This window comes from Anaerolineae bacterium, from assembly GCA_016931895.1.
Lineage (GTDB): Bacteria > Chloroflexota > Anaerolineae > 4572-78 > J111 > JAFGNV01.
Map to the genome: position 1 here is coordinate 1 of JAFGDY010000231.1, position 14614 is coordinate 14614.

The following is a 14614-nucleotide window of genomic DNA, read 5'->3' on the forward strand; positions in this document are numbered from 1 at the left end:
CCTCGAAACCGTACCTTTAGAAGGAGATTTCTCGGCCTATGGCCTCGAAATGACATTCAGCTTGTCGCTTAACAAAAGTATTGGTTCATTCTGTTTTTAGTATAAGTTTGTTTTGCTTACTCATCCCTTTTAACCGGGTGAACATTATGTTGCTCTGTGGTTGCAAGATCACTTATAGCTGCTAACAATTGTGCCACGTGCATGTGAGTACGCGATTGGTGCAATTAAAGTAAGTGTCTGCACAAGCATTCGTCTGACAGTATGTGTGTGACGTGTCTGTTTTACCTCCCACGCGAAGACTGCTCTGGAGCAACATTCCTGAAACGTGCTTGAGATTAGTTTTCTCATCGCGCGTAAAGCGCGTGCGGGCATCAACCACGGCATTGTCCCATGCTTTCATTAAATCGTGTGCGTTCATTGTGTTTCACCTCCTTTCTCTTCTAAGTTTGTTTGGCCCGCCTCCGGGTGCGACACAGGTTACCGGAAACGATTAACAGTTGTGCCACGTGCAAGTGAACACGCGGTTGGTGCAGTTAAACCACGTTTGCATGCAATCAATAGAATCTTGACCCGATTGCAAACATCCCGCAAGCAAACCGCTCTTAAACTGCATCCCGGAGATTTGTTTAAAGTTGGTTTCCTCATCGCGTGTTATGCGCGCGCGCGCGTCTGCTATGGCGTTATCCCATGCTTTCATTAAATCGTGCGCATTCATTGTGTTTCACCACCTTTCTCTTTAAATTTTTTTAACCGCTTCAATTTTAACCTTGCGGTATTCACTCACTGCCACAACAATACATTGGGCAATTTTTCGGGATAGGCCAGCCGCAGCAACTCGTACCCAATGCCCGAACCACCCTGAAAAAAACCGGGGCTGAATATCCCGCGCGGCAGAAAAGCGGCATAGTGAAAACCGCCGTCCTGTTCCGCGTGGGCGATGATTTGCGCGGCGTACCCGCGCGCCTCCTCAATCAATTCCGGTTTTCTCAGCGCCTGTCCCGCTGTGGCAAACAATTCAACCCGGCCCAGGTTTCCGCAACACAAGTGATCCGCTAATTGTTCCGACTTCGCCAAACTCCGGCGCGCCACCGTGAGCGCGGCCTCAATGTCGCGGCGAATCGTTGGCGTGTCGGCCAGCGCCAGGTTGCCCAGCCGCGACATCCCAATGCCCGCCGCGCCGTGACACCAGCCGTTCATAAATTCCGGTTGGGCCAGGTCTGCCGATGTACCATCAACACTGTTGCGCAGGTCGGGCCAATTATTGTACGCCGGGTCAAATAGAGCGTTTTCGTAGGCCAGGGCTTCTTCCGCCGCCGCGTCAAATTCGGCGCGCCCGCTGGCCTGCGCCAGCCGTTGCAGCGCGTACGCGCCCCCCGCCGCGCCGTGCGAAAAACCGGTGAGCGGTTGGGACGCTATACCTTTCCAAACGCGATGCCCGGTAAATGCGGCCACCCGCGAATTGAGCAAGTGCTCCTCGCAATCTACCGCCCGTTCAAGCGCAACGATATCGCCCGTGGCCTCATACACGGCCAGCAGGCCCAGGATTGCGCCCGCCGAACCGGAGATGATGTCCAGAATGGGGTCAATTTGAATCTGTTCGCGGGTCAATTTTTGCGCCGCCGCGCGCGCGTCTTCAATAAGCGACTCGTCGCCCAGCCATTGCCCGCTCCGCACCAACGGGTACAGCGGGCATGTTACGCCCGAAGTGCCGCCCAATCCCGACAGCCTAAACAGGTCGTCAAATTCCTTTTTCAGCCCCTCGCGGGTTGAATGGAAGGCGGCCAGGGACAGGTTTCGCCACGTGTCATCGCCGGTAATGCGGGCCAACGCGGCCAGGAACAAGCCCACGCCCGTCGTGCCGTCGTAAAACGAATAGGAAAGCGCCGAAAGTTGATACCGTTTCACCTCGGAGATGTATTGCGGCCCCAGCCAGGTCGCGCTGCCGTTGTCACCCAAAAAGACGTCGGCGCGTAGTTTATTGGCGATGGCCAGCGCGTGCGTCACAAACAATTCAGACACCGGTTCATCAGCAGGGGTAGGAACAGGCGAGTCCGGCGCGTCGGCGGAAGGCAAAACCACGGGAGCCTGGTCCCGGTCTTGACCGGCCACACGCGCCCGGAGCGAGATTTGAATCAGGTAGGCTTGCCAGCCGCAATCCTCCGGCGATAAGGATTGGAGGCGAGCCACGGCACGTTCAAAACTGGGGCCTTCAAAGTAGTTCTTTATCGCCTCAACCTGGAAGGCCTCGGCATCAAGTTGATCAAGTTGCAAATCCGCGCTGTCGGTGCGCGCGACAAAAAAGGGAATATCGAGTTGGTATAACCCGATCCGTTCCGAGGCCAGCATAGGGTAGCACGACGGTTTGGTCTCTATCTGAACATGCGCCCGCGCAATCCGCTCGAGAAACAGGCTGTACTCCGCGCCGTCGAATAGATAGGCCGGTTGGATGGCTTGCTTGAGCAGTGAGCCGTACACCTGCGTGGCCCGAAAAATAAATCGAACATTGGCCCGGCGAAATGCCTGCAACGGGCTGTCGGGCGCAAGCAGCGCGTCGCGCTGCGCCAGCAAAAAATCGTACATGGCCCGAAAGCCATTGACCACCTGCTCAACATGCTCTTCCAGCCGGGCCGGCGCGCCGTTCAACATGGGCACATTTCCCTCCGGTTTTAACTGACCATGCTCAAGCGACATGTTCATCGCATCGGTGTTGGCATATTTCAGCCGGACGCTGCGAAACGGCACCAGTTGTTCGCCAAATGCGCCCAGGCCGCTCACGTCGTAAACAATTTTTTTGTCTTTGCCTATACGCCAGCCGGGCAGCAACCCCACCCGCAAAACCGACTCCCCGGTTTTTCCCAGCGCCTTAAAGATCGCCGTGGCGCGCACTTCGTCTGTCACCTCTTCGGGCACGCGATGATGGAACAGGGTTTCGTGGTCAATCAAAATCGGCTGTTCGCCGCAGGCGATGAGATTTTCATAGTGACAATCCGTGCCTTCGAGGGCGTAGGTGAGGCAGAGCAGCATGCCCACGCGCGCGTAAAAACGTTGGAGCGCGGCCTCGTCCTCGCATGCAGCGTGTTCGGCAAACGTCACCCAACCATACTCGCCGCGATTCAAAACGATGAGCGGGCGTAGTTCCAACGGCGCACCGCGCGCGTTGAGCCAGGTTAGCAAATCGTTGTAGGCCGCTTCGGCGGCCAGGTCTTTGGGTTTGTAGATGAGCTGCAAGCCGGACTCAAACTTGAGGCCAAACACGCCGTGCCCGCCCCGGTGCGCGTCCGAGAGGCCAAGCGTGATTGATTCGACCTGTCCCACCGCTTCGCCCTGGTTGAAGGTGTGGGACAGCGCGTCTGCATCTGCGTCAAGCTGGGCCAAAAATTCCTGGAACACCCGTATTCGCAATAACGTGAGCGTTGCCAGAACCCGCGCCAGCACCGGGTATTTGTTCAGCATGGCGCGCAGGCCGCCGTCGCGCATCTGCGCAACGAATTTTTGATACATAGTGGCGCCGGGCGGCTTGCCCTTTTGTACGGCAATGACGGCCAGCGGGCCAAAGGGCTGGCGATTGCGGAAGGCGTTGAATTGTAGATACAGCGATTCGCCTGAACGGTGAGACAGCGTCATCAAGAGATTGCGCGTCACCTGGGTTTGCGCGTTGGCAGATAGCCGCTGCCAACCGGGGCTGGTTTGCATGGCGCGCTCAAAGACCAGGAGAAAAGGGAGCAGGATTTCTTGGAATGCAATGGGCGCGTCTTTTTGGAAGAAGGGGAGGGAATCGTTTTCGATGGGTGTGGTCAACACCTGTCCCAACAATTCCGCCCATTCGGGCAGGGGCGCGTCGGCGCGCAGGGTTACGGGCGCAACCATTCGCCGCGCGGTTTCTGCGGTGACGCCATCCCAGTCCCACACGCGCTGCAAAACCTCGCGCTGGCCTTCCTCATCCACCGCCTTTGCCCAGGCATCCAGGCGCGTGGTAATTGTTTTTTCGTCGCTCAAATCCGGCTCAAATATCGGGGCAGCACGCTCGCCGATGAAACTGGCGCGCGCAACAATTGTGCGGAGGTCGGTTGCGAGTTTGTGATTATCCATGGGTATCCTTGCCTTTTTTTGCCTGTCCCCTGCAACGTCGCAGGGGGGCAGGGCAACGGATCATTGATTCGTTTCTTCACCTGTGTCTGGCTGCATCGGCAGAATCAGATGCAACGTTGTTGGTGTTTGTTCGTGGATAAAAATTTCAATGTCGGCCGGTAAAGTCAGGCCGAGTGCATCTTCAATGGTGCGTTTGGGGTTTGCCAGCAGCGACTCCTTGAATTCAGGATCCTGCCAGGCGCGAGTGATAATCTCTTGCATTTCCATAGGGCATCCTCTTGAATTGTAATATCAATTGCGGTGTTCCACACGGGCCAGCGATTGGCCAGTGCGCAACACAAACAACAATGGTGAAATCTGTTCTACCTGTACCTGAACTTCAACTTGGCTTGCTTCTTGCGGCAACTCGCTTGCTGCAACCACAGCCAGGCGCACGGTGTTGGCTTCCATTCGATTCTGGGTGCGGTTTGCTACCTCCATCACTTCCCCGCGAAATGACTGCGCGGGCGCGGTGGTTGTGGTTTGAATGTTGACTATCGCCTCCTGCCCGGCGTGGATGCGCCTAATTTGCTCCGGCGTGAATGTGGCTACAACTTCACCGGGCGCAATTTGCGCCTCCGTGGTCGTCTCGTACAGCGACACGCGCGCAAAAACAAACCACACCCCCCATGCAGCCAGCACCAGCATGGTGATGCTTAAACCCAGGAGTGAGGGGCGAAAGGAATCGTTATTCAGCGCGCGGGTTGAGCGCGAAAAGGAAATGGACATGCGTTACTCCATGATCGCATATTCGTATTAAATAAACGGATGGTCGAATTCTGATTCAACTCCAGGGCGGCTTGAGGGGGAACCAAAATGCTTTGTTGAGAGCGGCGCGATGTTGCGGATTTTGCCACCACACGCGCACTCCGCATCCCAGTTTTTCCGCACCCGCGCCAACGGTATGCGCTACGTTTACCGCCGCATTCCGCGTGCCACGCAAAATTTGTTGTCCGGTGATACCGGCCCGAATTTGTGTTTTGACTTGCATCGGTTTGTCTCCTTAAAAATTCCAGGCTCAACACTTTTCTTGCAAAAAACTGAGCCCTCGCCTGCTTTCACTGGAATTTCTTTTTCACGCTTTGGCGGGCGTTGCTTTGGTTTCTGCCTTTGGGGCGGTTGGCTTGGGATTGACGATTCCGTCGAGTACCTTGTTGAACACGGCCGGCTTGTTTTCCGCTACCTGTTTGACTGCGCTCACCGCTTCCGCCGTCCGTTCCTTCTCCGGGGCCAGATACAGGTCGGGCGAGACTTTCACCAATCCCTGCCGTACCAGTTCGCCATACAATTTTTGCCCCAGCGCTTTATTCCTGGATGGGTTGGCCAACCACTGCTGGAATGCTAAAAAAGCGTGTACGTCATTTTGCACATTGCTGGCGCGCCATGCGGCAATGCTATAGAGCGCCACCGCTTCTTCAATCGCCCGCTTGAGTTCGGGTTGGCCGTTGAGTTGATCGTCCATCAGCCAGGCCAGGTCAAATCCCAGTGACGCGCAGAACCGGGCTACTTTATCGCAGAATGCTTCGGTTTCCTGCGGGGTCAAACTTGCCAGCCAGGCGGCAAAACTTTCGGCGGCATGGGGCAGTTCTTCGTACAGATGCGATTGTTTATCCAGCGACGCCTCGGCGACCCACTCTTTGAACTTTTTAGCCAGCCCGCTTTTATCGCGGCGCAATTTTAATTTTCCACTGACACCTTCATACATCTTGCCCGCTTTGTCGGCAGCTAGGCGAAAGCTCTTCTCAACTTCGGCCTGCACCTTGTCGGGTTTGGGTGCCCACACGGGTTTGAAATACCACCACAGCACCACAATGATTACCAATAAAATCAAAAGCCACAACATGTTATCCTCCTATACTTAAATGGTTTATTCAATAATTGGTTACTATCGCCCATGTTCAGGCGGCGCACGCTGAATCCTTACCTAACGGTGAGATCGGTCATGGGACACTACCTCAGCGCGGTATACCGGATGAGTTGGGCAGCCAGATGCACGCAAAGCGGGCGTTCTGATCCGTCTCAAGCATTGTGTTTTGCAGTGATTCCTTTGTCATTGAGGTCCGATCTCTTGTATAAATACGTATTTCTTAATCGGACTGCCGGGTCCAGATAACCTTGTCAAAAGTTGATGCTACGAAGCGATCCGTCCAGGTGGTAGATGTGAGCTTATCTTCCCACATAATCATAGTAGCAGAGTCGCTAAACAGAACGCCGCCAGCCATGGACAAAACAAATTTCGTTTTGGAAGACATGGTCAAGGCAACCCCCTGCTCCACAATGTTTGGCAGATCCCCTTTGATGGCATCTATCAGGCCAGTAACCTGGTACTCATCGCCTGTTGCCTTTGCCGTGTAGCTACCCGTAATGCGGCCGGTCTCCATATCTGCCTTGAGGTGTAGAACGTCTCCATCTGGATTGCTCCATAAGCCGGTGACAAAATCCTCTGCCGTGGCGGAAAAGGGTACGGGGTCTGGAGGAGATACCGGCTGGCAGTAAGAAGGTGGCGTTCGGTGAAACTCGAGCGTCTGGGGCCACATTTTCGGCGCCGTGTCTGCCAAGCCCAGAACCTTCGCTGTTGCCAATAAACCATTGAGTATTTCCAGAGTCTCAGGCAATAGATAATTATCCTGGCCTTTCACAGATATGATTTGGGCCGGATGATACTGCCCTGAAAAGGTTGATACCCAATGCCAGCTATCATCCATATCGGAAATCGGTTGATTAATCAGTCGCCACTGGATACCCAGGGCCACCGGAATGCCGTTAGGGTTGACCGGGGTAGCGTTGATTGAGGTGTTGACTTTGGCGTTACTCTTGGCGGCGCCAACCCAGCCGACGATATTGGAAGATCCGGTTGAGCCTGTATGCGAAGTATAAACACCCTTGATTTCTCCAGAAGAATTCACTGCAAGATTCATCTGGGAGCAGTACGAGTTATACCATGTTCCTGTGACAGGACTGTTCGCCATAGCTGTCTCAGGAAGAGGAATACAACTCAGCGCCGATGGACCTGTGCCGGTCGCTTTCTGGTAAAGATACATATTCCCTTGGGTCAGACCGCCGTTTTCTTCAGCGACGTAATTGAAGGTTGTGTACATGAGATCCATGAAGGTTGAACCGACAAGCAGCCCGCCGACTCCATCCAGAGGCGTGAAAGCCACTACCCACTGACCCTGCTGATCGCCTTCTTCGACGTAATAGGAGTACTGCTGGGCATTCAACGAAATTTTGGCCGCCTGGCCCGCCTGCATTTCACAACTTTGCCCCATGGTCAAAGTGAAGTCAGGCAGTATCGCTGCGTGCTTTGTAGGGTCTCCCCCATTGGCGTAAACCAGGCCAATCCATCTCCCCTCCGTGTCATATATCTTTTCAAAGATGCGCTCATTCGCAGCGTCTCGGATATCATACAAGTGGGTCATGACGGGGATAAGATAAACGCTGTCTCCTTTGAATACCGAAGAGCCTGTATCCAGATAGAAACGTGAATTAGTGAGAGATGGCAGCAAGGTGTCGCCGAGTTGGGCAGCATAAAGGTCGGTTCCCCAGAGGTACTTACCTTCTCCTGTCCGATTTGGTTGAAGCTCTATCTCCGAACTCTCGTCATATTGGGCCGGGTCATCTCCTCCCAAAAAGAAAGTGCCCTCTCCCGTCTCCGGGTAAGTGACAACCGAAAAGGTTGGTTCTACGATGGCTCCAGACTCGTAGAGGGAATGAAAATAAAATCCTGACCCGTCGGCCACGGCATCGCTACTGGAGGGAAAGCCCACCCCCCCCTCCCAAGCCAGGTATTGGAACTTTTCTCCACTATACTCCACAGAAGCAAAGAACGGAATATCTATGCTGGTGAAAGGGGTCTCGAAGGGAACCATGCCGGTCCATGTGTTCATTGACCCCCACGGGCCAAAGGATCGTTTGACCGTGGTTGTATTGACCCAAGTAAAATCAAGTTGGGCGGTATTGACCTTTTTGTGTGTATTGCATGCTTCTGTAGTACACAGATCTGATGTGGCCCAAATAAAATTGGAGCCTGAATCCAGAGCGAATCGGAGTTGACTCGTTCCAACTGAGATATTTTCGGTGTACCAGGGGGTCGCCCCATAATTCGCCATCTCTCCCCGATGGAGATTAAAAGCTTGGACGGTGTCTGTTTGGGCCCTGGCAATAGGCTGGCTTCCAAGTAAAAGAGAAGCGCTTATTATCAACCCAAATGCACGCGTAACAATGTTAGTGCTCAAAATCATAAGTCCTAACTCCTTTTTATTTCTGTAGCGTCAATTTTCTAAACCACCTAACTGTTGGATATTTAGATCGGGTTTCATTCCCCATCACAGTTTACGCATCAGGTTTTGCGTTTTGTCATTTATACCCGTCCGGCATCTTCGTTTCGGCGTCCAACTGCGCGCCGTTCAAATTTGCCGCCTTGACCACCGCTTTGCCGTTGAGGGTTATGGTTTGACTCAACGTTGCGCCGCGCAGGTCTGCGCCGCTCAAATCTGCGCCATTCAGCAGCACGCCGGCCAAATTAGTGTTGACCAGGTTGGCGTGGGTGAGCAGCGCGCCGCTAAAAATTGCCGCCGAATATTTTTTTTCTGGGCCTTTGCCGATAACGTCCGGAAAGCCCGCAAAATTGGCGTGGCTTAAGTTGGCATTGGTCAACGTTGCTCCTTCCAGGTACGCGCCAGCAAGATAGGCGCGGGCCAAGTGGGCGCGCTCAAGATTGCAGCCGGTCAGTCCCGCCCGTACCAGCCGTGCGCCGTTCAGGTTGGCGCGCGGCAAATTGGAACCATCAAGCACGGCGTCGGTGAGGTCTGCGCCGCTTAAATCCGCCCCGTCCAGCTTAACGCCGACCATTTTTGCGCCTTGCAAATTTGCGCCGCGCAAGTTGGCGTAGCGCAAATCGGTTGAGGCCAACAGGGCGCCACGCAGGTCTGCGCCGCCCAGATCCGCGCCACTTAGGTCCGCGCCGCTTAGGTCCGCGCCAACCAGGTGGCCGCCGGCCAGTTGCGCGCCGGCCAAATTCACGCCAATCATGCGCGTTTGATCAAATAACGCGCCCGTCACTTGCGTTTGTTTGAGGAAAACGCCTGTCAGCACCGCGTTTGTTAAATTTGCGCCGCGTAAATCGGCGCCGGTCAGGTCTGCGCCCGTGAGCCTGGCCTGGCGTAAATTTGCGCCCATTAAATTTGCGCCGCGCAGATTGGCGCTATGCAAATTGCTCTCACTCAAATCCGCGCTGTTCAAATCGGTGCCACCCAAGTCCGCGCTGGCCAGGTTCGCATCGTGGATTAAGGCCTTGCTCAACGACGCGCCGCTCAGGTTAATATTGGCCAATTCCTTGTTGCTCAGATTCACCCCCTCACAGTTTGGCGGACAGTCATCTTGCGCCAGGGTGCTGCAACCGACCAGCGCCAACAACAGGAACAGGCAGGCAAAAAATTGTTTCATCTAATCCTCAAGAGTCGCTTCATCCGGCACGCGAAAGCCGGAGGGCCATTGGGTGGCGTGGTTATAGCGCGCCCCGCGCAAATCGGCGTCGTGATTAACCGCAGCGCGCTCCCCTTCGTTCATTTGGATAATAACCGTATCGCGGGCCGCATCGCCCAAATCAAACGTGGCGGGGTCATAGACCAGCATTGCGCCGTTTAAATCCGCGCCGCGCAAATCCGCGCCGTTCAATTTTGCGCCAACCAAAATCACGCCGCGCAGTTGGGCATTGCGCAAATCTGCGCCAGCCAGGTTTGTGCCGTACAGCACGCTGCCGTTGAGTATCGCCCTGCGCAAATCCGCGCCGTTCAAGTTGGCCAGGTTAAACCAAACGGCCAAAAGTTGGGCGTCCGATAAATTTGCGCCTGACAGGTTGGCCCGGCTAAGGGCGTTTCCGCTGAGATTGTTTCCGCTGAGGTCCGCTGCCGCCAGTTGGGTTCCCTCTAACCATGCCGGGGCAAGGTCTACCCCGCGCAGGTCCAACCCGCTCATCTTTGCGCCGGTCAGGTCGGTTGCGTTCAGGGTCACGCCCATCAGTTGCACGCCGACCAGATTCGCGCCATTTAAGTTTGCGCCGCGCAGGTCGGCGTTTTCCAAATTCGCTTCGCCGAGGTCTGTTTTACGCAAATCCGCGCCAATGAGCCGCACGGCTTTTAAGTCGGCCTGCCGCAGGTTTGCTTCGGCCAGGTTTGCGCCCGACAGGTCTGCACCCGCCAAATTTACCGCGCTTAAGTTGGCCCGCCGCAAATTTGCTTCAAGTAGCTGCGCGTTTTGAAAATTGTATGCCGTCAGGCCCCGGTTCATCAGGTTCGCGCCCATACAATCCGGCGGGCAACCGGCCGGCAGGGAGGAGCAGGCCGCAATCACCGAGGCAAAAAGGCAAAAGGCCAGGCACCTGGAACGTTGCTCTGTCGCCATCTCATTGCTCCGTTGTGGTCACCGGCTGCGTGGCGGTAACGGGTTCAGTTGGGGTGATGGGCACGGTGGCGGTGATAGGTATGGTCATGGCCGGCGTGTCGTTGGCGTTGAGGTCGGGCAGGGGCAAAAGGTACGGCGTATTGCTTGGCACAAGCATCACCCGAATCGCGGGAGACAACTTGTTAATGTACTGGTACGTCAGCAAATCTTTGTCTCTGGCCAGGGCCTCGGCAATTACCCTAAACGCATCGGCTTCGGCCTGCCCTTTCAGGCGGATGGCATCGGCTTCGGCCTGCGCTTTCAGGCGGATCGCGTCCGCTTCACCCTGGGCTAATCGGCGAATGGTATTGGCTTTGTGCTCACTTTGAACAATTTGCTGGGTAGCCACTTGCTTTTGCTCAACAGCCGTGGCGTATTCAGGCGAAAACATGATGTTGCGCAAGATAAAACGGTCAAGCACAAAACCCTTGTCGCCAAATACGTCACGCAATTGTTGGTTGATGTCGCGTTCAAGGTCAAGGCGTTTGCTGCTGTTCACTTCGTCCACCGTGTATTGCGACACAAGCGTGCGGATGACGCCGCGCGTTACCGGGCGCACAAAATCTTCAATGTAGCGGTCTTGCCAATCAATGTGAATCCGCATCACCTGTTCGGGGTCAAGTTGAAAAATCAGCGAACAATCGAGCGAAACCTCCTGGCCATCTGAGGTGCGCGCGGTGATGGAATCGTCGCCCATCTTTTCTCCCTCGCTCAACTTCGACGACATGGTGTACGTTTGCCAGTAAATTGGATAACGTTTGACCTGTTCCAAAACGGGCACAATCCAACGCAAGCCCGACCGCAGCGGGCGGTCGTAATAACCATCCGGCGCCAGCACCGAAATCACAATGCCTACTTCTTGTGGCTCAATAAAAACCGCGCTCGCGTTGATAAAAGTGATGATGAAAAGCACCAGCAAAAAGAGTACGGTTATGCGCGTAATCAGCCCGCGCAGCGCCGCCCAAAGGCCGCGCCGACGCACCACAACAACCAAGTACGCGACGATGAAAACGCCGAATAAAATCCACAATCCGGCGGTAATGAGTTGAAGCGTTTGATTAAGTAACATATTCCTCCTTTATAAGGATGAAGTTTCATCCTTCATCCCTTCGGCTTTGCTCAAGGCAAGCCTTCTGCCTTCATCCTTTCCGTTATGGGTGGGCAATGACCAGCAGCGTTGGGGCGCGGTTCAACACGCACTGCAACGCGCCCGCCAAATTCTCCGGGTCGAGCGCGGCAAAACTTTCGTCAAGAATGATCAGGTCGGCCCGCTGTAACAACGCCCGCGCAATGTACAGGCGGCTGCGCTCGCCGTGCGATAACTGCCACCCGCTTTCGCCCACAATTTGTTGCGTCCCTGAAGGCATCCGCTCGATCAATTCGCCCAAACCAAGTTCATTACAAATCTCAAGTGCTTCTATGCCGTCTTCGGGGGTGGGCGGCCAGCGACGCCCCATCAGCAAATTAAATCCAAAAGTGTCGGTAAAAACGTGGTTTTCGTGAAACTGCGGTGCCACAACCACCCGCTTGCGCCAGGTATCAAGCCCAACGCTGGCCCGGTCGTAGCCCCGCAACAAAAGCAACCCGGATTCAGGCACGCGCAAGCCCGCCATCACCGCCGCCAGCGTGGACTTACCCCCACCCGACGGCCCTTCAACCAGCAGACGATCACCATTGTTGATGTGCAGTGTCGCTTCGTTGAGCGCAAGCCGTCCCCGGTCCTGGTAGCGGAACGAAACATCGCGCATAGTGATCAACGGCGCAGAATTTTCGGATGGCGGATGGCCGTTGGAAGGCAACTGGTTGGAAAATCCCAAAGCCGAAATCACAAAACCAAAATCGTTGGCTCTTTTCGCCGCCTCAAACAACGGTTTGATTTGCTGCCACGATTTGGTGAGCGACACAAAACTACGAATGTTTGTGTTAATTGCGTTCAACGCCTGCTGCCCCATCAAAATACCGCCCAGCGAAACGGCAATGATTTCCGGCGATGCCATCTGGCCCACAAACCCGCCCACGATGCTGGCCAGACCCAGGATCATCCAGACGCGGGGGAGCGCAGCCAGCCAGTTGCCCAGGCGGGTCTGACGTTCCGTCAGTTGTGTATAGCCCGCCAGTTCCGCATCTTCTTCAACGTGCCACCTGGCCGCTTCTTCTTGTGCCAGGCGGGTGCGATGCCCGACCATTCGCTCAACCAGATGATTCGTCATGCGGCGGTACGTGTCTACCCAGATGTCGTTGCCGCGCCAAAACTCAAAACCGAGCGCAACTGTTGCCACAATAACAAACACAAGCATTATTACGCTCACCCATCCGCCAGCGCCAAACCGCAACACCGCCAGTGCAGTGAACACCTGGATAATTGAGAACACCATTGTCAGCGCGCTGCCAACCGTGCCGTATTCAACCACATTCGCATCCATGATCCGGCTGAGGAACTGCCCGGTACCTTCGTGGCGGATTTCTTCGGGATGCAATTTGAGCGCACCATAGAGCAGCGTTGTTTTGAACGCACCGCCAACATTTGTCCCCAGCCGCGCCCCGGCTGTGCTGACCAACATTTGCAAGGGGATATCCATCAGCGTCAACAACGCCCACGCCCACAACCATGCCCAATCGAAATGACCCTCAAATGCGCCGCGCCCAATCATTACCCAAGTGACCGCGGTTAAACCCTGTCGTAACAAACTCAGGCCCACAATGATAGCAGCAAACGGGATGACGCGCGTTTCACGCAACCGTTGCCAGTACGGCCCGCCCGGCGACAAGCGCAGCAGCCATCCATGCCCAATCTGGTGCCCGCTCAGTTGTTCGGCCAGGATCATTTTACGGACACGGGCGCGCCGTTCCTCCGGCACACCCGCCTGCGCCAGCACCTGTTCTGTTGTTTCAATAAACGGCGTTTCGAGCGGCCGGCAAAGGGCGTCCCGGATCAGGCGCGCCTCCACCGTTTGCGTGGAAAAGTCGGGCGTGATAAGCGTAATACGTTGCCCCTTGTTTTTGAGGCAAATCAGCCAGCGCGAGTTTTCTTCTGTATCCGCATCCGTTGGCGGCAATTCCACCAACGCCGGGGCCGCGCCGCGCACAAACGCTTCCACATCCGTATAGTTGATCTCCACCGGCTCCGCTTCAATATCAAGCTGATTGGCCACCAGTTCAACCCACTGGGCCAGCGTATGTTCATCCGCATTGGCCAGCCCGGCCGGCGCAGGGGGCGCATTGGCCGGGCGCGGCAAAAGATTGGCGTGCCGGGCCAGCGCTTCGATTGCTTCGCCCAGCCGCGCGGTTGGCCATGTTATAGTTTGCAGTTCTGCCGCGCCGGTCATGCGTTGCTCATCTTTTATCAAGAGTTATCCGTTTGCGCTTACCAACAGCCCTGGTTCACACAAGCCCAGCCCTTAGTAAGAAGCCCTTTATCTTTAAGCGCATTCCAGCAGTTTTGGGGCCAATCACCTTCGGGTTGATGAGGGGGGTAGACCTCGGGATGGTCATTCCCCTCAGCATCTTGCGCAATGCAACACCATGAACCGCGATTCGCGTCCCACTTAGGGCACAGATTCTCCTTTCGTCCTGCTTTAAGATTGGTCCGAATTTGCAGTGTTTCTTTCATTTTTTTTAACTCCTTTAATTTCTTTGTTGGCCTGATTATGTGGAGCCACTGTGACACCGGAGGTTCAGCCCGGTTGTAAGCCTGGCATTACGCCAAACTAGCACTTTTTACACCAGTAGCCATGCTCGGTTGCTTTGGGACCCAACGCCGACTTGCACTTGCTACCTGCCCCGGCAAGGCTATAGTTGCAATTATCCCACATATCGGAACGTTGTTTGTAATTATCATTGGGAGGCGGATCGGGTTCCATGGCAATGCAGTTTGTGTCCAAAGCGCCGCATTCGGTTTTCCCCAGAACCCTTTGCAATACCACCCCCGCTTTGAGATGGGTGCGCACACGTATCATATCATTCATTTTTGACTCCTTTATGGTTCTATTTTTCCAGTGACCGGTCTATTGGAATGTGCGGCGAACTCGCGCTCGCGCGCATCCCG

The 14614-nt window shown here is 55.1% G+C and carries 11 protein-coding genes; all 11 read right to left on the reverse strand.

Features of this window, described 5'->3' with window-relative positions:
* Positions 1-780: 780 nt before the first annotated feature.
* On the reverse strand, positions 781-4089 hold the full coding sequence (locus JW953_17040) for a type 2 lantipeptide synthetase LanM family protein (protein ID MBN1994407.1): 3309 nt from the start codon (positions 4087-4089) through the stop codon (positions 781-783).
* Positions 4090-4149: 60 nt separating this feature from the next.
* Complete coding sequence (locus tag JW953_17045; protein ID MBN1994408.1) at positions 4150-4356, reverse strand: NHLP leader peptide family RiPP precursor; 207 nt, start codon at positions 4354-4356, stop codon at positions 4150-4152.
* 24 nt (positions 4357-4380) lie between these two features.
* Positions 4381-4857, reverse strand: a complete 477-nt coding sequence (locus JW953_17050) for a hypothetical protein (GenBank protein MBN1994409.1) — start codon at positions 4855-4857, stop codon at positions 4381-4383.
* A gap of 55 nt (positions 4858-4912) precedes the next feature.
* Positions 4913-5119: a hypothetical protein gene (locus JW953_17055; protein ID MBN1994410.1), complete on the reverse strand. Its 207-nt coding sequence runs from the start codon at positions 5117-5119 to the stop codon at positions 4913-4915.
* Between the two features lie 84 nt (positions 5120-5203).
* Positions 5204-5971, reverse strand: a complete 768-nt coding sequence (locus JW953_17060) for a hypothetical protein (GenBank protein ID MBN1994411.1) — start codon at positions 5969-5971, stop codon at positions 5204-5206.
* Positions 5972-6215: 244 nt separating this feature from the next.
* Positions 6216-8369 (reverse strand): hypothetical protein, encoded by a 2154-nt coding sequence (locus JW953_17065; GenBank protein MBN1994412.1) that lies wholly within the window; start codon positions 8367-8369, stop codon positions 6216-6218.
* A 115-nt stretch (positions 8370-8484) separates the two neighbouring features.
* Positions 8485-9573 (reverse strand): pentapeptide repeat-containing protein, encoded by a 1089-nt coding sequence (locus tag JW953_17070; GenBank protein MBN1994413.1) that lies wholly within the window; start codon positions 9571-9573, stop codon positions 8485-8487.
* The gene (locus tag JW953_17075; GenBank protein MBN1994414.1) at positions 9574-10530 is read right to left on the reverse strand and encodes a pentapeptide repeat-containing protein; all 957 of its coding nucleotides are present in this window, start codon (positions 10528-10530) and stop codon (positions 9574-9576) included.
* 1 nt (position 10531) lies between these two features.
* The gene (locus JW953_17080) at positions 10532-11638 is read right to left on the reverse strand and encodes a hypothetical protein (GenBank protein MBN1994415.1); all 1107 of its coding nucleotides are present in this window, start codon (positions 11636-11638) and stop codon (positions 10532-10534) included.
* Between the two features lie 82 nt (positions 11639-11720).
* Positions 11721-13916 (reverse strand): ABC transporter ATP-binding protein, encoded by a 2196-nt coding sequence (locus tag JW953_17085; protein ID MBN1994416.1) that lies wholly within the window; start codon positions 13914-13916, stop codon positions 11721-11723.
* Positions 13917-14276: 360 nt separating this feature from the next.
* Positions 14277-14534, reverse strand: coding sequence for a hypothetical protein (locus JW953_17090; GenBank protein ID MBN1994417.1), 258 nt, complete (start codon positions 14532-14534; stop codon positions 14277-14279).
* Positions 14535-14614: the final 80 nt, after the last annotated feature.